At 72.4% G+C, this 20,636-nt stretch carries 14 protein-coding genes and 2 pseudogenes; 8 read left to right on the plus strand and 8 right to left on the minus strand.

Going from position 1 to position 20,636, the window contains the following annotated elements; genetic code table 11:
* Nucleotides 1–47: 47 nt before the first annotated feature.
* From gspD to VFR64_07955, 3 genes and pseudogenes are all read left to right on the plus strand, one after another.
* On the plus strand, nucleotides 48–2,129 hold the full coding sequence (gene gspD, locus VFR64_07945) for a type II secretion system secretin GspD (GenBank protein HET9489669.1): 2,082 nt from the start codon (nucleotides 48–50) through the stop codon (nucleotides 2,127–2,129).
* A 137-nt stretch (nucleotides 2,130–2,266) separates the two neighbouring features.
* Nucleotides 2,267–3,049, plus strand: coding sequence for a BtpA/SgcQ family protein (locus VFR64_07950; protein HET9489670.1), 783 nt, complete (start codon nucleotides 2,267–2,269; stop codon nucleotides 3,047–3,049).
* A 22-nt stretch (nucleotides 3,050–3,071) separates the two neighbouring features.
* Nucleotides 3,072–4,127: pseudogene (locus VFR64_07955) on the plus strand (glycoside hydrolase family 3 protein).
* Between the two features lie 60 nt (nucleotides 4,128–4,187).
* On the opposite strand, the gene VFR64_07960 reads toward VFR64_07955, so the two are convergent.
* From VFR64_07960 to VFR64_07975, 4 genes are read right to left on the minus strand one after another with little or no spacing between them, the layout of a single operon-like run.
* Complete coding sequence (locus tag VFR64_07960) at nucleotides 4,188–4,946, minus strand: glucose 1-dehydrogenase (protein HET9489671.1); 759 nt, start codon at nucleotides 4,944–4,946, stop codon at nucleotides 4,188–4,190.
* Nucleotides 4,943–5,764: a polysaccharide deacetylase gene (locus VFR64_07965; protein HET9489672.1), complete on the minus strand. Its 822-nt coding sequence runs from the start codon at nucleotides 5,762–5,764 to the stop codon at nucleotides 4,943–4,945. Before VFR64_07965 ends, VFR64_07960 begins: the two co-directional genes overlap by 4 nt.
* A 39-nt stretch (nucleotides 5,765–5,803) precedes the next feature.
* Entirely contained in the window at nucleotides 5,804–6,718 is a 915-nt protein-coding gene (gene rbsK / locus VFR64_07970; protein ID HET9489673.1) for a ribokinase, read from the minus strand.
* Nucleotides 6,700–7,611 carry a nucleoside hydrolase gene (locus VFR64_07975; protein ID HET9489674.1) on the minus strand — a complete coding sequence of 304 codons (912 nt, stop codon included), beginning with the start codon at nucleotides 7,609–7,611 and terminating at the stop codon, nucleotides 6,700–6,702. The genes rbsK and VFR64_07975 overlap by 19 nt, the downstream gene beginning before the upstream one ends.
* 103 nt (nucleotides 7,612–7,714) lie before the next feature.
* Here VFR64_07975 and VFR64_07980 point away from each other — a divergent pair.
* Nucleotides 7,715–7,897: pseudogene (locus tag VFR64_07980) on the plus strand (Rdx family protein).
* On the opposite strand, the gene VFR64_07985 reads toward VFR64_07980, so the two are convergent.
* Nucleotides 7,887–9,152, minus strand: a complete 1,266-nt coding sequence (locus VFR64_07985; protein ID HET9489675.1) for an acetyl-CoA hydrolase/transferase C-terminal domain-containing protein — start codon at nucleotides 9,150–9,152, stop codon at nucleotides 7,887–7,889. The pseudogene VFR64_07980 and the gene VFR64_07985 sit on opposite strands and share 11 nt — an antisense overlap.
* A gap of 21 nt (nucleotides 9,153–9,173) precedes the next feature.
* Between VFR64_07985 and VFR64_07990 the strand changes: the two genes are divergently transcribed.
* From VFR64_07990 to VFR64_08000, 3 genes are read left to right on the plus strand one after another with little or no spacing between them, the layout of a single operon-like run.
* The gene (locus VFR64_07990) at nucleotides 9,174–9,962 is read left to right on the plus strand and encodes an SDR family NAD(P)-dependent oxidoreductase (protein ID HET9489676.1); all 789 of its coding nucleotides are present in this window, start codon (nucleotides 9,174–9,176) and stop codon (nucleotides 9,960–9,962) included.
* Nucleotides 9,959–10,372, plus strand: coding sequence for a RidA family protein (locus VFR64_07995; GenBank protein HET9489677.1), 414 nt, complete (start codon nucleotides 9,959–9,961; stop codon nucleotides 10,370–10,372). The genes VFR64_07990 and VFR64_07995 overlap by 4 nt, the downstream gene beginning before the upstream one ends.
* Nucleotides 10,333–11,892 (plus strand): NADH:flavin oxidoreductase, encoded by a 1,560-nt coding sequence (locus tag VFR64_08000; protein HET9489678.1) that lies wholly within the window; start codon nucleotides 10,333–10,335, stop codon nucleotides 11,890–11,892. The genes VFR64_07995 and VFR64_08000 overlap by 40 nt, the downstream gene beginning before the upstream one ends.
* On the opposite strand, the gene VFR64_08005 is transcribed toward VFR64_08000, so the two are convergent.
* From VFR64_08005 to VFR64_08015, 3 genes are read right to left on the minus strand one after another with little or no spacing between them, the layout of a single operon-like run.
* On the minus strand, nucleotides 11,849–12,700 hold the full coding sequence (locus VFR64_08005) for a general secretion pathway protein GspB (protein ID HET9489679.1): 852 nt from the start codon (nucleotides 12,698–12,700) through the stop codon (nucleotides 11,849–11,851). The two genes, VFR64_08000 and VFR64_08005, sit on opposite strands and share 44 nt — an antisense overlap.
* Before the next feature lie 6 nt (nucleotides 12,701–12,706).
* The gene (locus VFR64_08010; protein ID HET9489680.1) at nucleotides 12,707–14,347 is read right to left on the minus strand and encodes an AAA family ATPase; all 1,641 of its coding nucleotides are present in this window, start codon (nucleotides 14,345–14,347) and stop codon (nucleotides 12,707–12,709) included.
* A gap of 5 nt (nucleotides 14,348–14,352) precedes the next feature.
* A complete protein-coding gene (locus tag VFR64_08015; GenBank protein ID HET9489681.1) occupies nucleotides 14,353–16,116 on the minus strand; it encodes an FAD-dependent monooxygenase in 1,764 nt (587 codons plus the stop codon).
* Between the two features lie 43 nt (nucleotides 16,117–16,159).
* Between VFR64_08015 and VFR64_08020 the strand changes: the two genes are divergently transcribed.
* Nucleotides 16,160–20,494 carry a DEAD/DEAH box helicase gene (locus tag VFR64_08020; protein HET9489682.1) on the plus strand — a complete coding sequence of 1,445 codons (4,335 nt, stop codon included), beginning with the start codon at nucleotides 16,160–16,162 and terminating at the stop codon, nucleotides 20,492–20,494.
* The last annotated feature ends 142 nt before the right edge of the window (nucleotides 20,495–20,636 follow it).

Consider the following 20,636-nt stretch of genomic DNA (forward strand, 5'->3'; position numbering starts at 1 on the left):
CCGCCCCTCGTCCCCGGCCCACCCGGGCGCCTCCCACGGCGCCACCCGTGCCGCCCGGCCAGCGGGGGCGCTTCGTGGTGCTGAACTTCGACAGCGCGGACATCGAGACCGTGGTGCACGCGGCCAGCGAGATCGTCGGCTTCAACTATGTCATCGCCCCCGACGTGCGAGGCAAAGTGACGGTGCAGACGTCGGGCCGCATCCCCCAGGAGGAGGTGTTCGGCGTCCTGTTGGCCATTCTCGAGGTGCACGGGTTCACCGCGGTGAAATCGGGAAATCTCTACAAGATCATCCGCATCGAGGGGGCGCGCGAGCGCGCCGTGCCCACCATCATCGGGAGCGAGCCCGATCCCGGCCGGGTAAGCGACGAGATCGTCACCCAGATCGTGCCCGTCCGCTACACTTCGGTGGCCGACCTGGGCACACTGCTGCGCCCCTTGATCTCGGCCCGCGGTACCGTGGTCGCGCATCGCGAGACCAACATCCTCATGATCACCGACGCGGCCTCCAACATGCGCCGCCTGCTCGACATCATCCGGCTGGTCGACATCGAGGTCGCCCTCGACGAGCTGCAGATCATTCCGATCCGCTACGCGGACTCCGCCGACCTCGCCGCCGTGCTGACCCAGCTCTTCACCAGCGGCCGCTTGCGCCGGGTCGCGGGGGACGGCGCGCCGGCGCCCCCGGCGACCACCCCGCCCGGAGCCCCCCGGCCCCCGGCCACCGCGCCGGGCGCGGCCGCAACGAACGGCGCGGGCCCCGAGCGCCCGCCGCTGATCATCGCCGAGCGCCGGTCCAACTCGCTCATCGTCTATGCCCGCCGCACGGACCTGGAGACGATCCGCCGACTCATCGGTCAGCTGGACGTCAACATCTACGGCGGGCGCCGCGTGTTCATCTACTACGCGGAGAGCGCCAAGGCCAAAGACCTGGCCGCCACGCTCAACGCGATCTACGGGGGCCGCGACACGACCACGACGACCCCCAGCACCACGCCCGGACGCCCTGGCCAGCCGCCACCGCCGCCGCCCCCGGCGCCGAGTCCGTCGCCGGGAGGAGGACCCATGGCCGGCGAGCTCGGGCTGATCGAAGGCCAGGTGCGCTTCATCCCCGACGAGACCACGAACTCGGTGATCGTCACCACGTTCCCGCGTAACTGGGACGAGATCGAGGGGACGATCAAGCAGCTCGACCGCCAGCCCCGCCAGGTGCTGATCGAGGTGCTGGTCGCCGAGATCACCCTGACCGACGACCTCCGGTTGGGCATCGACTGGGCGCTCAAATCGGGCTCGCTGCGCCTGGCCCAGTCGACCATCTCCCCGCCCACCATCACCTCGCCCAGCCGGGAGCTGCCCATCCCGGGGCTGCCCCTGACCCTACCCGCGGGCGGCCTCACCGCGTTCGCGCTGGACACCGACAAATTCTTCGCCATGCTCAACACGCTGGCCTCCGAGGACAAGGTCAACGTGATCTCGAGCCCCCACGTGATGACGTCGGAGAACAAGAAAGCGGTGATCAACGTCTCCGACTCCATCCCGATCGTGACCAGCCAACAGGTCCCCATCGGCGCCGGGGTGGTGTCGGCCGCCACGCCGACCACCGCCGTGGTGGGCACCCAGACGGTCGAGTACCGGGACGCGGGCGTGATCCTCACCGTCACTCCGCGCATCGGCGAGCGAGGCACCGTCGCACTCGACGTCAAGCAGGAGGTCAACGACATCGGCGCGGCCGAGCCGCCCACCGGCTCTCGCCGCATCATCAAGCGCGAAGCCGAGACCGCGGTGGTCCTCAGGGACCAGCAGACGCTCGTGCTGGGCGGCTTGATCCGAGACCGCGTGCAGCTGGAGGACCGGGGCATCCCGTTCCTCAAGGACATCCCCATCCTCGGGTACGTGTTCGGGGCCAAGATCCGGACCGTCACCAAGACAGAGCTGATCATCCTCATCACGCCGCGGGTCATCGGCACGGCGCTGGACGCCGCCCGCATCACCGAGGAGATGCAGCGCGTGACGCCCAGCATCGAAGACGCGATCCGCCGGGCCCCGCGCCCGCCCAGCACCATGCCGGCCCCGGCCCCTCCGCCATCGCCGGCCCCGCCCGCCCAGTCGCCCGAGACGTCGGCACCCTGAGGTCACGGGCAGGGCCTCGGCCCCCGTAGCCGACTTCCGCGGCTAACGGATCCCGGTCGCCGGAGCCGTCCCGGACAGCGCACGGGGCCGCTCGTCGATGAGCCGAGCCGACCGCGTGCTACAATTCCGACACCCGCATGCGACTCGAGCGGACGCTCATCGGGATGGTGCACCTGGCGCCGCTCCCGGGTAGCCCTCGCTGGGACGGCTCCATGGAGCGGGCCACCACGCTGGCCCTCGCCGACGCCCACAGCCTCGTCACGAGCGGCATGGACGCCCTCCTGATCGAGAACTACGGCGACGTGCCGTTCACCCCGGGCCGCGTGGAACCCGCCACGGTGGCCGCGATGGCGGTCGTGGTGACCGCCGTGCGCGCCGCCTTCCCCGCGACCCCGGTCGGCGTGAACGTCCTCAAGAACGATCCCCGCGCGGCGCTGGGGATCGCCTGCGCCACCGGGGCCAGCTTCATCCGCGTCAACGTCCACGCCGGCGCCGTCGTCGCCGACCAGGGCATCGTGCAGTCCGAGGCCTACCACACGCTGCGCGACCGCCGACTCCTCGCCGCCGACGTCGCCCTGTTCGCCGACGTGCAGGGCAAGCACGCCGTCCCGCTGGCGCCGGTGGAGCTGGAGCAGGAGGCGCGTGACCTGGTGAATCGCAGCCTGGCCGACGCGCTCGTGGTCTCCGGGAAGGCGACCGGCGAGGCCACCCCCATGGCCGATCTCAAGCGCGTGCGCAGCGCGGTACCCACGACGCCCTTGCTGGTCGGCAGCGGCGTGACCGCCGACACCGTGGCCGACCTGCTGTCCGTGGCCGATGCCGTGATCGTCGGCACCTGGGTCAAGCGCGACGGCAACGTGCGCAACGCCGTCGATCCCGACCGCGTGCGCCGGCTCGTCGCGGCCGCTCGTGGCCGCTAGCCGCCGGGCCTCCCCCGCTCTCATGATCGTCCTGGCGCTGGTGGTGGCCGCCGGCTGTCGCACCGGCGCGACGCCCGAGCGCCTGGCCGTGCTGGCGCCGCAGCTGGGCCAGCTGCTGCTCGTCGGCTTCGCCGGCACCGAGCTCGCCCCCGACGACCGCCCCGTCCGCCTCCTGTGCCAGGCCAGGGCCGGCGGCGTCGTGCTGTTCGCCCGCAACATCGTCGACGCGGCTCAGCTGGCCCGCTTGACGGCGAGCCTCCGCGAGCACGCCTGGGCCTGTACGGGGCGTCCGCTGCTCGTGGCCATCGACGCCGAGGGCGGCCGCGTGATGCGCCTGGGCCCTGCCGCCGGGTACACGGAGACGCTGTCCGCCGCCGATCTGGGGCAGGCCAACGACCTCGCCGTCACCGAGCTGGAAGCCCGGCGCGTCGGCGCGCGCCTGCGCCGGGCCGGGATCAACTGGAATCTGGCTCCGGTGGTCGACGTGGGCTACAACCCGGCCAATCCCGTCATCGTGGGCCAGGGCCGCAGCTACGGCGCCAACCCGCTGCGGGTCACGCAGCACGCGCGCATGTTCATCCGCGGCATGCGCGACGCGGGCATTCTCACCGCCCTCAAGCATTTCCCGGGCCACGGCTCCAGCTTCACCGACTCGCACCTCGGCTTCGTCGACGTCACCGACACCGCCAACCACGACGTCGAGCTACTGCCCTACCGCATCCTCATCGCCGAGGGCCTGGCCGACAGTGTGATGACCGCACACGTGGTGAACCGCTGGCTCGACCTCTGGCACCCGGCGACGCTGTCCAGGCCCACCGTGACCGGCCTGCTCCGGGAGCGGCTCGGCTACGACGGGCTCGTGGTCAGCGACGACCTCCGCATGGGCGCGATCGAGCAGCACTACGGGATCGGCGACGCGGCCGTGCGCGCGCTGGTCGCCGGCGTCGATGTGTTGCTGATCGCCAACGACGAGCTTTCCGACGGCCGCTCGGCGTCGGAGGTGGTGCTGGCCGCTATCCACGGCGCCCTGGCCAGCGGGCGGCTCGACCCCGTCCGGGTCGAGGGCGCGCTCGCCCGGGTCGCGTCGCTCAAGGCTCGCCTGCCCGCCGACTCCCCCCGGGGAGGCGTTGGTCTCAGCTTACCCCGTGACCCAGCCGCCGCTGGGATGCAGGATCTGGCCCGTGAGGTAGCCGGCCTCGTCGGCGGCCAGGAAGGTCGCGCAGTAGGCGACGTCCTGCACGCCGCCGAAGCGACGCACCGGTAGCTCGGCCAGGCGACGCGTTCGGTACTCGGGCGTCATCACGTTGCGGCTCATCTCCGTCTCGATCCCGCCGGGGGCGATGGCGTTCACGGTGATGCCGTGCTGGCCGAGCTCGCTGGCCATCGCCCGGGTGAAGCTCTCGATGGCGCCCTTGGTCGCGGCATAGCCGGCGAAGCCGCCCGCCGGGCCGACCGCCCGCTGGGCGAGCTGGGACGACAGGTTGATGATCCGGCCGTGCCGGCGCTCGATCATCCCCGGCAGCGCGTAGTAGCTGCAGAGCATGGTGCCGGTGACGTTGACGCCGAACATCTGGGCATAGCGGACCACGGGGATCTCGCGGAACGGGCCGTGGATCATGATGCCGGCGTTGTTGACGAGCACGTCGAGCCGGCCGAGCTGACGCTGCACGGTCTGGACGAGCGCCTGCACCTGGTCTTCCCGCGACACATCGGCCTGGACGCCGAGGGCCCGGCGCCCCTGCTTCTCGATCTCGCGCACGGCCTCGGCGGCCGGCCCGGGGCTGGCGTTGTAGTTGACGGCGACGTCGGCCCCGGCGCGGGCCAGGGCCAGGGCGATGGCCCGGCCGAAGCCCCGGCTGCCGCCAGTCACCAGCGCGACGCGCCCCTCGAGCCTCATCGTTGGCTCAGGTAGTGCTCGGCGATCTCGATGGGCCGCGCGATCCAGACGTCCTTCTTGGCCCGGATGTGCTGGATCAGCCGCTCCACCATCCGCATCCGCGAGGGACGGCCGATCACCTGGGGATGGCCCATCAGGTTGAAGAACCCGCCCTCCTCGTAGGCGCCCTCGAACTCCTCACGCCAGATCTCGAAGACGTCCTCCTGACTCCAGATGCCGTTGCCCACCGGGGGCACGGCACTGAAGCCGAAGTAGACCCAGTCGTCGTTGCACCAGGCAGTGGGCAGCTCCACCAGGTCGCCGTAGCCGGTCTTGTGGCAGTAGGGCAGGTCGGCGTCCATCAGGTTGGAGTGATAGACGAAGTCGTGTTTCCGCAGCAGCTCCATGGTGTGGCGGCTGGGGTCGCAGGAGGGCGCGCGCGAGCCCCGGGGCCGCACGTCGAGCACTTTCTTGAAGATGTCGAGCGTCTTGACGAGCAGGGCCTCTTCCTCCTCGGGCCCCGAGAGGAAGAACGGCTTCTCGTGCAGGTAGCCGTGATGGCCGACCTCGTGGCCCCGGCGCACGATCTCCCGGCAGATGTCGGGGTAGCGCTCGATGATCCACCCCGGGATGAACCAGCCGGCCTTGATCGCGTAGCGGTCGAGCACCCCGAGAATCCGCGGCGTCCCCGTCTTGGGCCCGTAGGCGCCCATGCCCATGTGCAGCGGCCGCTCGGCCAGCGCGGGGTCGCGGTGGAGCCAGGGGCTCTCGCCGTCCAGGTCGAAGGTGAGAGCCACCGCGCAGCGCGCTCCGTTCGGCCACCCGATCGTCGGTCCCATTCGTTCCCTCCCTTCGCGTTCCTAGGCGCGTAGAGCCTATCATCTCTGCAGCAGCCGCTCGACCTCGCTCCGCGTGGGCAGGGACGCTTGAGCTCCCCGACGCGTGCACGCGAGCGCCGCCGTCGCGTTGGCGAACCTCAGCGCCGGGGCCAGCTCGGCTCCCTCGGCCAGCGCCACGGCCAGCGCCCCATTGAAGGCGTCGCCGGCCGCCGTGGTATCGACCGCCACGATGGGGAACGCCGGCGCATGGTGCAGGCCGGCCGGGCCGTGGGCCAGCACCCCCTCCTCGCCCAGCGTCACGACGACCACACCCGCTCCCCGCTGGCGCAATCGCCCGGCCGCCTGCGCGGCCTCGGCCCTGTCCCGGACCGGTACGCCGCCGAGCCGCTCGGCCTCGCCCCCGTTGGGCGTGAGGTAATCGACGAGCGCCAGGAACTCCAGCGGGGCATCCGGCGGTGGCGCGGGGTTGAGGATGGTGATCGCCCGCCGCCGGCGGGCGGCCTCGAGCGCCCAACCGACACTGGCCAGCGGCGTCTCGAGCTGACACACGACGACCTGGGTCCAGGCGAAGTCCTCGTCCCGCGCTCTCAGGTGCTCCACGTCCAGCGCTCGGTTCGCCCCCGGAGCCACCGCGATCTGATTCCGACCCTCGGTGTCGACGACGATGAGCGCGGTGCCGGTCGCCGCCACGGCGCTGGCCACCACACCGTCGACACCGATCCCTTCCCCGGCCAGGGCCTGGCGGATCGCGCGACCCGAGGCGTCGTCGCCGACGCAGGCGATCAGCCGGACCTCGGCGCCCAGCCGGCGCGCGGCCACCGCCTGGTTGGCGCCCTTGCCACCGTGGTTGACGAGCAGGGTCCCCCCGCTGACCGTCTCGCCCGGGCGCGGCAGGCGAGCGACCTGCACCGTGAAGTCGACGTTGGCCGAGCCGACTACCAGGACGCGGGGCACAACCGCTCGAGGAGCAAGGGCAGGAAGCGCTCGGTGTCCACGCGCCGGGCTGCCCGACAGTTCGGCGGACCGGGGACGCGGCGCGTCGCCCCGTCCCCGCCGATCTCCAGGCGCACCGCCTCCCACTCCACCAGCGTGGGATCGAGGGCAACGGCGACCGCGAGGGGATCGTGCAGATACATCGCGTCGCCGTCGATGCGGAATGCCCGCCGGGTGAAGGCCAGGATTCGGGCGGCGGCGGGCTCGGGCGCGCCGCTCAGCGCGGCTTCGAGCGCCTGCCGCTCGAGCACGGCCTGGCGGGTGGCGTCGAGGGGAACGAGGTCCAGCTGGAATCCCGCCGCCAGGACCCGGGTGGCCGCCTCGGGGTCGACGTGGATGTTGAACTCGGCGGTCGGCGTCACGTTGCCCGGCACGTCGACGGCGCCTCCCATCGCGACCAGTCGCCCGAGACCAATCATGGCCCGGCTGTCGGATTCCAGGGCCAGGGCCACGTTGGTCAGCGGACCCAGGGCCACCAGCCGGAGCCGACCGCCGTGCCGGCGCGCGGCCTCCACCATGGCGGCGGCCGCCGGCTCGGGCGCCGGCCGCACCGTGACGGGCGGCCAGTCGTCGAGGTCTCCGAGCCCGTCCTCGCCGTGGTACCGGCCCGCGGTGGTCAGCGGCCTCGACAGGGGCTTGGCGGCCCCGGCCGCTACCCGGGGAAACGGCGTGGGCTGGCGCAGCGCCAGCAGACGGAACACGTTGAGCGTGCCGCGCTCGAGAGGCGTGTTGCCGGCCACCGTCGTGAGCACTTCCACCCTGGCCTTCCGGGAACCCCACGCCAGCAGGAGGGCCAGGGCGTCGTCGATGCCGGGGTCGGTATCGATGAGCAGGGGGATCACGGAATCACTCATCGGGTGCCGCGCATCTTAACGTAGAATGGCTTAGACTTCCCCACCCGAGGAGGGCGGAATGGACATCCGGATCAAGTACTGCGGGGAGTGAAACTACCTCCCTCAGGCCTCCAGTTTGCAGGCCGCGATCAAGGAGAAGTACGGGATCACCGCCCGGCTCGAGGAAGGCATGGGCGGCATCTTCGAGGTCTTCATCGACGACAAGAGCGTGTTCTCCAACCAGACGAGCTATCGGTTCCCCGAGGCCGAGGAGATCTTCGCGAAGATCGACGCCGCTAGGAAGTAACCCCGAGCGCCAGCTCCTCACGAAAGTCCGGACCGGCCACGGCCAGCAAGGCCGCGGCCCGTTCTGTTTCGCTCCGCCCACGTAACGCGGCGGCCCCGTGCTCGGTGACGACCCAGTCCACGAGGACGCGCGGCGTCGTCACCGCCGCGCCCCGCGCCAGGCGGGGCACGATGCGCGACACGCTGCCGTCGCGGCCCGTCGAAGGCAAGGCGATGATCGCGGCGCCGCCCCGCGAGCGCGAGGCGCCGAGCACGAAATCGAGCTGCCCGCCGATACCGGCCACCTGCCGCGGCCCCAGGCTCTCGGCGGTCACCTGACCGGTGAGGTCGACCTCCAGGGCGGAGTTGACGGCCACGAAGCGGTCGAGGGCAGCCACGACCTGAGGATCGTGCACCCACTCGGACGACTCCATGTTGACCACGGGGTTGTCGTGCAGGAAGTCGAAGAGCCGGCGCGTGCCCATGGCTTCGGCGATGTCCATCCGCCCCCGATGCAGGCGCTTGCGGGCGCAGGTGACCACCCCGCGCTCGACGAGCGTCACGCCGGCGTCGACGAGCAGCGAATGAAGGGCGAGCTCTCGGTGATCGCCGAGAGCCTCCAGGACCGCCTGGGGGATGGCCCCCACGCCGACCTGGACGGTGGCGCCGTTCGGGATTAGCTCGGCCACGTGCCGGCCGATGGCGCGCTCGACGTCGCCCAGCGGCGGCGAGGGATAGGCCAGGAGCGGCTCGTCCACCTCCACCCAGGCGTCGATCTGGCTCCGGTGCAGGCAGGCGTTGCCCCGGGAGCGGGGCATGTTGGGGTTGACCTGGGCCAGGACGAGCGGAGCCCGGCGCGCCGCGGGCAGCGTGATCCCCACCGCCACGCCCAGGCTCAGGTAGCCGCGGGCGTCCGGCGGCGCGCAGTGGACCAGCACGCAGTCGGGCGCCCACCGGCCACCATGCCCGAAGTCTCGAACCAGGTCGAAGTAGCGCGCCGGCACGAACTCCACGCGGCCGCGGCGGCGCGCGTCCTCCAGGCGCGGCGACATGTGCCAGGTCGCCACGCGCAGCGCCGCCATCTCCGGGCGAGCGAACGGGTAACCGCCCAGATGAATGCCGACCATGAGGGCCACGTCCTGGAGCCGATCGGCCTGGCGGCAGACCTCCGCCACCAGCGCCACGGGCTCGCCGCAGCCCGGAGGGACCAGGACCTTCATTCCCGGACGCAGCCGGGCCACGGCGTCGGCGAGCGTGGTGCGGGCGAACGATCGCATGTCGCGCGGTAGAATGCCGGCATGAAGCCATGCCGGCAAGCCCCGGCGAAGGGGCACGTCGCCTTCGTCTCCGGCGGCAGCCGCGGCATCGGCCGGGAGATCGCCCTGGCCCTGGCCCGCGCGGGATTCGCCGTCGGGCTCGGCGCGCGCGACCTGCCCCAGCTCGACAAGGCGGTCGCCGAGGTGCGGGCGCTGGGTGTCGCGGCCGAAGGCGTGACGCTGGACGTGACCGACCCCGACCTGGTGAGCGCGGCGGCCCGGAGCGTGGCCGCGCAGCTCGGGCCCGTCGGCGTGCTCGTCAACAACGCGGGCGTCGCCGAATCGGCGCCGCTGGTGAAGGCCGACCTCGCCCACTGGGAGCGGCACCTGCGGGTCAACGCCACCGGCCCCTTCTTGCTCATCCGCGCGATGCTGCCCGGAATGCTGGAGCGAGGCTGGGGGCGCATCGTCAACATCGCGTCGCTGGCCGGCCTGCACGGCGCGCCCTACGTGAGCGCCTATACCGCGTCCAAGCACGCGCTGGTCGGCCTCACCCGGGCCCTGGCCGCCGAGGTGGCCGGCCGGGGCGTCACCGTCAACGCCGTGTGCCCGGGCTACGTCGCCACCGACATGGTCTGGCAGGGCGCGCGGAGCATCGCGGCCCGGACCGGCCGCACCGTCGAGCAGGCCGTGCAGGCCATGGCCGCGATGAATCCCGGCGGCCGGCTGATCGAGCCGGCCGAGGTCGCGGCGGTCGCGGTGAGGCTCGTGCACGACGACACGAGCAATGGCGCGACGATCATCCTCGACGGCACGGAGGAATCCTCATGACCGAGCGGACCCGCCCCGTCAATCCGCCCGCGCTCGCCAAGGCGGTCGGCTTCTCTCACGGCGTGGAGGCCACCGGCGGTCGCCTGCTCTTCATCGCCGGCCAGGTGGCCCGCGATGGCGCTGGCAACGTCGTGGGCAAGGGCGACCTGGTCGCCCAGTTCCGCCAGGTGTGCGAGAACCTCCGCACCGTGGTCGCGGCGGCCGGCGGCCAGCTCGCCGACGTCGTGAAGCTGACGATCTACGTGCTCGACGTCGACGCCTACAAGGCCAGCCTCAAGCCCCTGGGCGCCGTGTACCGCGAGTACTTCGGCCGCCACTTCCCGGCCATGACGCTGGTCGGCGCCCGCGACCTCTTCGATGCTGCCGACGGATGCCTGATCGAGATCGAGGGGATGGCGGTGCTGCCCTGAGCTCGGTCCGGGCCGAGCGGCGGCGCATCCGGCACGCGTTGCCCGACGTCCGCTGGCCCACACGTGAGGAGGCGACGGGCGCGCTGTGGTTCTCCCCCGCCCGCATCGGCGGGCTGGCGGTGGCCGAGCGCACGTGGGTCCCGGCCATGGTGCCGTGGCGGGCCACGGAGGACGGGGTCGTCACTCCCGAAGTTCTCGAGTGGTACGCGCGCTTCGCCGAGGGTCAGCCCGGCGCGCTCGTGGTCGAGGCCACCGGCATCCGTGACATCCCGAGCGGTCCCCTGCTGCGCATCGGCGACGACCGCTTCATCCCCGGGCTCTCCACGCTCGTCGACGTCGTTCGCCGGAAGAGCGAGGGACGCACGCGGCTCTTCATCCAGATCATCGACTTCCTCGCCGTCAAGCGGCGGCCGGAGCCCGCGACGTTTTTCGATCGTTACCTGGCGATCACGCCGGAGCTCCGGCGGCGGCTGGCGACGGCGCTCGGCGCCGACCGCTGGCGCGAGGCCCCCGAGGCCGACGTGCGAGCTCGGCTCGCGGGCGCCGAGCGGGCCCTGCTGGAAGCGGTCTTGACGAGCCGGGAGCTGGAGGCGCTCGACTACGGCTATCGCGAGCGGGTGAGCGATACGCACTTGCCGTGGATCCGAGACCTGCCCCGCGTGCTACCTGGGCTCTTCGCCGAGGCCGGCCGGCGGGCCCGCGAGGCCGGCTTCGACGGCGTGGAACTGCACTACGCCCACGCCTACACGATGGCCTCCTTCCTCTCCCGCCTGAACGCGCGCGAGGACGGCTACGGCGGCTCGCGCGAGCACCGCGTGCGCCTGCCGCTGGAGGTGCTGGCGGCCGTACGCGGGCGCGTTGGCCACGACTACGTCGTGGGCATCCGCTACCTCGGCGACGATGTCGTCGCGGATGGCAGCCGGATCGACGATGCGGTCTGGTTCGGGGCGCGCTTCGCCGCATCCGGCGTCGATTACCTCTCCGTGTCCAAGGGCGGGCGGTTCGAGGACGCCCGGCAGCCCAAGGTCGGCGAGGCGGTCTATCCCTACACCGGGGAATCGGGCTACGAGTGCATGCCCACCGTCGTCTCCGACGAGCGGGGGCCGTTCGGGCGGAACGTGCCGCTGGCCGCGGCGATCCGCGGCACCGTTCGCGAGGCCGGCCACGAGACGCCGGTCGTCACCAGCGGCGGCATCTTCTCCTTCGACCAGGCCGAGGGCATCCTGCGCCGCGGCGAGGCCGACTTCGTCGCGGCCGCTCGCCAGACGCTGGCCGACCCCGACTGGTTCAAGAAAGTGCGGCTAGGCCTCGGCGGCCTCGTCCGGCGCTGCGAGTTCACGAACTACTGCGAGGGCCTCGACCAGCGGCACAAGCAGGTGACGTGCAAGCTCTGGGACCGCCGGTTCGGGCCCGGCGAGCCGGCTGTACGGCTGGCTGCCGACGGCAAGCGCCGGCTGACCCCGCCCTCGTGGCGGCTCAGCGAAAGTGACGCAGCACGTAGCGGTGGTCGCGGTAGCTGAGGACGGCGCCCTCTTCGACGATCTTCTCCACCAGGATGCCGCCGTCGAGCGTCTCGCCTTCCAGATAGCGACGGCCGTTGATGAAGACCTTGCGGTCTCCCGGGCTCTGCGCGTACACGAGGGCCTCCAGCCGCAGCTGGGACACGGCCGCCCGGAACGATGGAGGCAGATCGGCGGGGACCGCGGCCTTGACGCTCGCGCCCGCCGAGCCGGCGGAAGGCGGTGGCGCCGGGGTTCCCGCGGCTGCGCCGCGCGCGACTTCCACCTCTCGAGCCGCGTCCGAGCCGGGAACCGTGATCCTGACGCGTGGCCCGGACTCGGCGGTACGCACGCTCGAGCCCGGATCGGGAATCTCGGGTCCCCCGATCCGACGCTCGTTCGAGGCGCTGGCCGGAGGAGCGGGGGGCGCCGACACAGGCTCCGCCGGCTGGGCGCCAACGGGAGCAGCCGTCGAGGGCGCCGACGCGACGACGGCCGGAGCAGGCTCGGTTGACGGCGGCGATCCGGGCGGCACGGCAGCGGCAGCCGCCGCCGAAGCCGGCGCGTCGGATGCCGCCGGTGGTGGGCCCGCCGCGTCCGCAGCCGGTGCTTCGGCCTGCGTCGTCGGCGACGGAGCGGGCGGCGTCTCGGGGCGGTACCAGAGCAGCAGCGCCAGCAGCCCCGCGTTGACGAGCAGCACGCCCGACACGACGGGCACCCAGATGCGCCGGCCGGCCGCGCTCGGGCCGTGGACGGTGGCCAGGTCGGGAATCGCGCGCCCTCGCCGCTGCCGCTCGACCTTTCTCAGGGCTTCGAGGATGTAGGACATGCGCGCCTACCGTGCCGCCGCCGACAGCCGTGGCTTGCCGGGCTCACGAACCGCCGCGCTCAGATGGGCTAGCGTCTCCTCGCCGGCGATGCCGTCGTCGGCCAGTAGCCGGCTCCGCTGGAAGGCCGTGACCTCGCGGATGACGTCGGGGTCGTAGACGTCGCTCTCGGTGTCGAGGGACGCGCCGTTCACGGCGACGAGCTGGCGCCGCAGCCATCGCACGTCGGGGCCCCGCTGGCCGGGCACCAATACGCTGTCTGACAGCGGGGCCGACCAGAGCAGCACGAACGCCCCGTTCCAGTACTGGTCGATCTCGGCGAGCGGGAACATGAGCTGCTGACCCCCGAAGTCCAGTGTGGCCCGCTGCTCTTCCAGAGCGATCACGGTGGCGAAGTACTGCTCGCCGGCCCGCATGCGCAGCTCGATGACGGCGGGCAGATCCAGCCGGCGCAGCCAGCCCCAGGTGCCGTTGCGGGCCAGGCAGCGCAGGCCCGCCGCCTGCCCGAACTGGCACACGTCGGCGGCGTCGGAGAAGCGAAGCCCCCAGCGGGCGAACAGGGTGGAGAAGGCCTTTGGCCTGTCCGTCCGCATGGAAGGGCTCGTCAAGACCTCCTCGAGGGGGATCTCGAGCCCGGGCACCGCGGGCGGGCCCGCCGCTCCATTGCCGGACAAGGCCGGCGGCATGTCGGTCGCGGTCACCAGCGCGACACCGCTCACGTCGCCGGCAGGCTTCGAGGCGCTGAACACGTCGGGCAGCCGATCGGTGGTGACGAGCACGGCCGCCAGCGCCAGCACGCTCACCCCAGCGCCCAGCCACGGCCACCGGCGGCGTGCGATCCGGGCTCCCCGGACCTCCCGCGCCGCCCGCCGGACCGTGCGCGCGTCGACCCAGCTCCTCGTGCTCGCGTAGGCTCCCAGCAGCGCGCGGTCGCAGATGACGTTGATCAGGCGCGGCACGCCGCGGGACAGACGGTGGATCTCTCGCAGGGCCCAGGGCGAGAAGAGCATCCGCGTCCGACCGGCCACGGCGAGGCGATGGATGATGTAGGCGCGGGTCTCGTCGAAGCTGAACGGCCGCAGGTGATAGCGCGCCGTCACCCGCTGGGCCAGCTGCCGCAGCTCCGGCCGCTCCAGCAGGGCCCCGAGCTCGGTCTGGCCGATGAGGATGATCTGCAGGAGCTTGTCGCGGGCGGTCTCGAGGTTGGTGAGGAGCCGCACCTGCTCCAGCACGTCGGCGCTGAGGTTCTGGGCTTCGTCGATGATGAGCACGGTGCGACGGCCGCGTTCGTGGGCGCTCAGCAGGTGACGGTACAGGCTGTCCACGAGCAGCTTGACGCTCGTGGCGCCCGGCTGGTAGGGCACACGCAGCTCGTCGCAGACGGCGGCGAGCAGCTCGTGGCTGGTGAGGCGGGGATTGAAGATCAAGGCCACGTCGACGTCCGCGGGAAGCTGCTCGAGCAGACAGCGGCACATCGTCGTCTTGCCCGTGCCCACCTCGCCGGTGAGCTGCACGAAGCCGTCCCCCTGACTGATCCCGTAGATCAGGTGGGCCAGGGCCTCCCGATGGCGCTCGCTCATGTAGACATAGCGAGGATCCGGGGTGAGGGAGAACGGCAACTCGGCGAGGCCGAAGTGCTCGGCGTACATTCGGGTTATTCCATATCCAGCAGACAGAGGTCCGCCCGGCCGGCGGCGACGATCGAGTTGACGTCGGCGGGCGTGGCCGTCATGGTCGGCACGCCCGCCTCGTGGCGAATGCGGTCGCTGAGGGCTATCCGGTCAACGGAGATCACGTCACAGCCGCGGGCTTTCAGCATCCGGGCCGCCTCCACCGAGGCCTCTGGCGTCTTCATGGCGATTCTCGCGGACAGGGGCTTGCCGGCAGGCCAGACCGCGCGCACGGCGTCGACCAGGTCGAGCGAGGCGCCGTGAGCCAACTCGATCTCGAGCAGGTCGAACCCCGTCTCGCTCGCCATTCGAGCGGTACCCGGTGCCCTGGGGCCGGCCACCCGCAGGCCGACCGCCGCTTTCGGCTGCTTGTGAAGGGCGTCCCGCCGCCAGGCCGTCAGGCGCCGGGGCTCGCACGTCTCCGTGGTGTGGGGCTGCCGGCCCGCGTCGCTCGGCGCGGCGATCACCAGCCCCGCGTCACCGGCGGCCGGAGATGCCGGGTCTGCTGCAGAAACGACGAGCCGGTTGCTGAGGACGAGGTCCCGCAGCCGGAAGGGCGTGAGCGCGGGAGGCGGGGCCGGCTCGACCGGCACCGCGGCGCCGCTCTGCTGGGCGGCCACGTCGGCGAACCAGCGCTCGAGCGTCTCCACGAACCTGGCGTCGCGCGCCCGCAGCGTGTCGTACGTGACGCGCAGGCTCCGCGTGAGCAGGCTGAACGCGAACTGCAGCGGCTCCAGGCGGCCGACGTAGCGCTCGGTCTGCTCGAACCACTCCAGGCTGGCCTGGGCCGCCCGCTGCAGGGCCTCGACGTGGGGCCGCCGCTCGCGCTCGTAGGCCGCCAGCGCTTCGGCCACGCGCGGGGACCGGCGCAGCGCCGCGCTCAGCGCGATGGCGTCCTCCATCGCCAGCCTGGTTCCCGAGCCGACGGAGAAGTGGGCGGTGTGAGCGGCGTCGCCCACGAGGACGATGTTGCCCCAGTGCCAGCGGGTGTTGCGCACGGTCGGGAAGCGCCGCCAGAGCGAGCGGTTCTTGAGGATGCGGTGGCCGCCGAGCTCACGAGCGAACAGGCCCTCCGTGAAGGCCACGGTGTCGTCCTCGGTGGCCGCGTCCAGGCCGGCCCGCACCCAGGTGGCGGGGGTCGTCTCCACGATGAAGGTCGACAGCCGCTGGTCGTAGCGGTAGGCGTGCACCCGCCAGAGGCCGTGCTCGCTCGCCTTGAAGAAAAAGGTGAAGGCCCGGAACGGAAACGTCGTGCCCAGCCACACGAAGCGATTGGACCGCCAGTCGATCTCGGGGCCGAAGCGCTCGGCATGGCGGGTGCGGAGGGCGCTGTTGACCCCATCGGCGGCGACGACCAGGTCGGCGTCGGCGAGCTGCGCCGGATCGGCCACCTCCCGCTCGAACTGGAGCCGCACGCCCAGCTGCCGGCAGCGGCGCTGCAAGATGTCGAGCAGCTCCTGGCGGCTCAGCCCGGAGAACCCGTGCCCGGCGGAGGTGAGCACCTGACCCTGGTAGTGGATGTCGATGTCGTCCCAGTGGGTCAGGGCCCGGCTGATCTCGGCGCCGCTCTCGGGGTCGGCCTCGGTGAAGTGCCCGAGCGTGGCGTCGGACAGCACGACGCCGAAGCCGAACGTCTCGTCGGGCCGGTTGCGCTCGATGACGGTGACGTCGTGGGCGGGGTCGGCCTTCTTCATGAGGATGGCGAAGGAGAGCCCCGCGGGTCCCCCACCGATGCTCACGATCCGCACACTTGATTGTAGGCCCAAACCCCCGCCTGTACACTCAACCATCGTGCTTCCAGCCCCTCAGGCCGGCTTCCTGCCCTTCGTCCGCCGCTGGTTCGAGGCGGCCTTCGCCGAGCCCACCCGGCCGCAACAGGAGGGCTGGCCAGCGATCGCCTCCGGCCGAGACACGCTCATCGTGGCGCCTACGGGCTCCGGCAAGACCCTGGCGGCGTTCCTGTGGGCCCTGGACCACCTCCACCGGCTGGGGCTCGAAGGCCGCCTCGAGGATCGCGTGTACGTCGTGTACGTGTCGCCCCTGCGGGCGCTGAACAACGACATCGAGAAGAACCTGCGCGAACCGCTGGCCGGGATCCGGGCCGCCGCCGCCACGGACGGCCTGTCGCTCCCCGAAGTGCGCGTGGCCGTCCGCACCAGCGACACGCTGGCGGCCCAGCGCCAGGCCATGACGCGGCGGCCGCCCCACGTGCTCATCACCACGCCCGAGTCGCTCTACATCCTGCTCACCGCCGAGCGCTTCCGCCCGGCGCTGGCCCAGGCCCGCTTCGTCATCGTCGACGAGGTGCACGCCTTGATGGCGAGCAAGCGCGGCGCTCACCTGGCCCTGTCCCTGGAGCGGCTGCAGGCCCTGGCCGAGTCGGAGGACGGCGGCCGCCGACCGCAGCGGATCGGGTGCTCGGCCACCGTGCGACCGGTGGAGGAGGCCCTGGCTTTCCTGACCGGCACCACCGGGCGCGAGGCCGTCGTCGTCGACGCCGGATTCTCGCGTGAGCTCGAGCTTCACGTGATGGCTCCGGTCGACGACTTCCTGACGAGCCCGAGCGACACGATCTGGGACGCCGCCCTGCAGCAGATCACGGACCTGGTCGAAGCTCACCGCACCACGCTCGTGTTCGCCCAGAGCCGGCGCTCGGCGGAGCGCCTGGCTCGCGACCTCGACGACCGGATCGGCGGCGGACGGGTGGCCGCTCACCACGGCTCGCTGTCCCGTCGGGCACGTCTGGAGGCGGAGGGCCGGCTCAAGGCCGGCGAGCTGAAGGCCCTGGTGGCCACCTCGTCGCTGGAGCTCGGCATCGACGTCGGCGCCATCGACCTGGTCGTCCAGGTCCAGTCGCCCCGGAACATCGCCGCCGGCCTGCAGCGGGTGGGCCGGGCCGGTCACCAGCTCTCGCGCGTGTCCCGCGGCCGCATCGTGGTCACGAAGGGCGAGGAGCTGATGGAGGCGGCGGCGGTAGCGCGCTCCATCCGCGAGCGCACGCTCGACCGTCTCACCATGCCGGAGGCGCCGCTCGACGTCCTGGCTCAGCAGATCGTGGCTGCCGTCGCCGCCGAGTCCACCGGAGTGGACGCGCTCTACGCCCGCTTCCGGCAGGCCGCCCCCTACCGCTCCCTCGGGCGCGAAGACTTTCTGAGCGTCGTCCGCGCGCTGGCCGACCCGTTGCCGGCCGAAGTCAAGGGCGTGGCCCCGCGGATCCTCTGGGACCGCATCAATGACCGGCTGCACGCGCGGCGGGGCAGCCGCTTCCTGGCCCTGACCTCGGGCGGGACCATCCCCGACGCCGGGCTTTACGACGTCTTCGTGGCCGATACCGACCTGAAAGTCGGCACGCTCGACGAGGAGTTCGTCACCGAGAGCCTGCCCGGGGACGTGTTCCTCCTGGGCTCCAACGCCTGGCGGATCGTCAAGGTGCGGGGCAACCGGGTCCTGGTCGAGGACGCTCAGGGGATGTCTCCCACGATTCCCTTCTGGAAAGGCGAGCATCCTTCGCGGTCCTGGGACCTGGGGCTGGCCGTCGGGCGCCTGCGCCGCGACGCCGCCGAGCGCCTGGACGCTCCCGACTTCGCGGCGTGGGCGGCCGAAGAGTGCGGGCTCGATTCCCGCGCGGCCGCCGCCATGCGGGCCTGGCTGGTCAAAGCGGGTGAGGTGCTGGACGGCGTCCCCGACGACCGCGGCATCGTCGTCGAGTCCTTCGCCGACGAGATGGGCGGCCGCCACGCCATGATCCACTCGGTCTTCGGCATGCGGGTGAACGGGGCCTGGGGCATGGCCCTGCGCGAGAAGCTGCGCCGGGTCTTCGGGCTGGTCGCCGAGGCGAGCCACGTGGACGACGGAATCTTGCTGTCCTTCGCCCCCGGCCAGGTGCCGCCGTCGCCGGAGCGGCTGGTCACGCTGGTGACGTCCGAGGAAGTGGACGCGCTGCTGGGCCGGGCGCTGATCGGCTCGCCGCTCTTCGGCACGCGGTTCCGGCACGCCGCGGTGCGGGCGCTGTTCATTCCGCGGACCCAGGGCGGCGAGCGGGTGCCGGCCTATCTGCTGCGGCTCAAGGCCGATGCCCTGATGGAATCCGTCGGCGGCCAGGCGGAGTTCCCGATCGTCGCCGAGACCCTCCGGGAGTGCTTCGCGGACGCCCTCGACGTCCCTCGCCTCAAGCGGCTCCTGGAGCGGCTGCACGACGGCGAGCTGTGGACGCGTCACGTCGACGCGGCGCTGCCGTCCCCCTTCGTCTATCCGCTGCTGCTGGCCTGGGACTGGGCGTACCTGGACGCGGGCCATGCCGAGGAGCGGCGCAGCGACGCCGTCGCCATGCGCAAGGCCTGGAGCGTGGCGCCGGGGCCCCTGCGGCCCGACATCGTGGCCGGGGTGGAGGCGGACCTGGGAAAGACCAGGCCCGAGCGCCGGGCCCGCAACGCCAACGAGCTGGCCGCGATCCTGGACGACCTCGGCGATCTGACCGACGACGAGGTCGCCGCCCGCGTGACGGACGCGCCCGAGCTTTTGATCGCCGCGCTGGCTGCGGAGGGCCGCGTGGTCGCCATCGCCACGGGCGGACGGCGGGCCTGGATTCCCGCGACCGATGCGGCTCTCTACGCGTCGCTGGCCACCGACGAGGGCCTCGAGCGCGTGACGCTGCGCACGGTGCGCACCCGAGGGCCGCTCACGGCCGGCTGGCTCGCGGAGCGGTACGGCGTCGCAAGCGCCGACGCCGCTCGGGTCCTGGAGCGTCTCGCCGCGCGCGGGCTCATGCGTCGCGGCGAGTTCCTGGCCGGCGCTGGCGAGCCGCAGTACGTGCACATCGCCGTCCTCGACGAGGTGCAACGCCGTCAGGTCCACGCGCGCCGGGTCCCCCGGCCGGTCGCGAGAGCCGACCAGCTCTCGGCGGCTGTCCTGCGCCGTCACCACCTGCACCCCGATCATCGTCTGGTGGGCCCCGCCGGCGTGCTGGCCGCGCTGGAGCTGCTGCAGGGCGAGGACTTCGCCGTGCGGGTGTGGGAGCACGCGCTGCTTTCGGGCCGGGTGGAGGCGTACGAGCGAGACTGGCTCGACCGGTTGGGGCTCGCCGGCGAGATCGTGTGGACCGTCTTCGAGCCGCGTGGGGCGGACCCCCGGCGCTGGGGGCGAATCGGGGTGGCGCTTCGGGAGAACATCGGCTGGCTGCGCGGTCGCCCGGCCGCGCCCGAGCTCGACCCGCGCACCAAGAACGTCCTGCGCCACCTGCAGCTGCGCGGCGCCTCGTTCGTCCAGGACATCGCCCGGGTGGCCGGCCTGAGCGGCGCGGACACGTTGACGGCGCTGTGGGACCTTTTCTGGGCCGGGCTGGTCAGTCCCGACTCCTTCAGCGCGCTCGCCGCCGGCATGGCTCCCGCGCGGCACGTGCCCTCCCGGAGTGTCCGGCGACGCCTCGGCCAGGCGCGGGGAGTCCTGCCCCGCCTGCCGTCGGTGGGCCGCTGGAGCGCGCTCGGCGAGGAGGACGCGTTGTCGCCCGAGCAGCGTGAAGAGGCCCGTGCCCAGCTGCTGCTGTCGCGCTATGGCGTGCTGGCCCGCGAACTCGCCGACGACTGGGGCAGTCTGCGTCACACGCTGCTCCGCATGGAGTACGGCGGCGAAGTGGTGCGCGGTTATTTCGTCGAGGGACTGTCGGGCGAGCAGTACGCGCTGGCCTCCGCGCTGGACGACCTGGTGGCCTCACCGCGCCGGGCCGAGCCGCACGTGCTGGTCAACATGGTGGACCCTGCCAACCTCTGGGGCCGGGTGTTCGTTCTGTCCCGGCCGGACGGCACCCGTGTGGCCGCACCGCGGATTCCCCAATCGTGGCTGGTGTTCCGCGACGGCCGGCCCGTGCTGCTCGCCGAGGGGCACGGCCGCGACCTCACCCCGCTGGCCGGCTGGGAGCCAGTTGATCTGCCGGGGGCCGTGCGAGCGCTGGCGGGCCTGGTGGAACGGCCCCTGGCTCTCCGACCACTGCGCCGGCTGCACGTGCTGACGTGGGCCGGGCAGCCCGTGCGCGCGACCGACGCGCTCGGCGCATTCCTCGACGCCGGCTTCACCGCCGACGGCCCCCGCCTCTCCTACGACGGCTACCCGGGCCCCCGGGCGTGGCGATAGCCGGTAGTCGCGACTCAGATCGGGTATCCGAGCGATCGCCGCGGGCGATTCCGGCGGGGCACGGGCGTGGCGATAGCCCGGGTGCCCGTGCCCTGTTAATGTAGTGTGCCGCGGCTACCGCGCGCGACGTCTCATCGCAGTC

The organism is Candidatus Methylomirabilota bacterium, assembly GCA_035709005.1.
Taxonomy (GTDB): domain Bacteria; phylum Methylomirabilota; class Methylomirabilia; order Rokubacteriales; family CSP1-6; genus 40CM-4-69-5.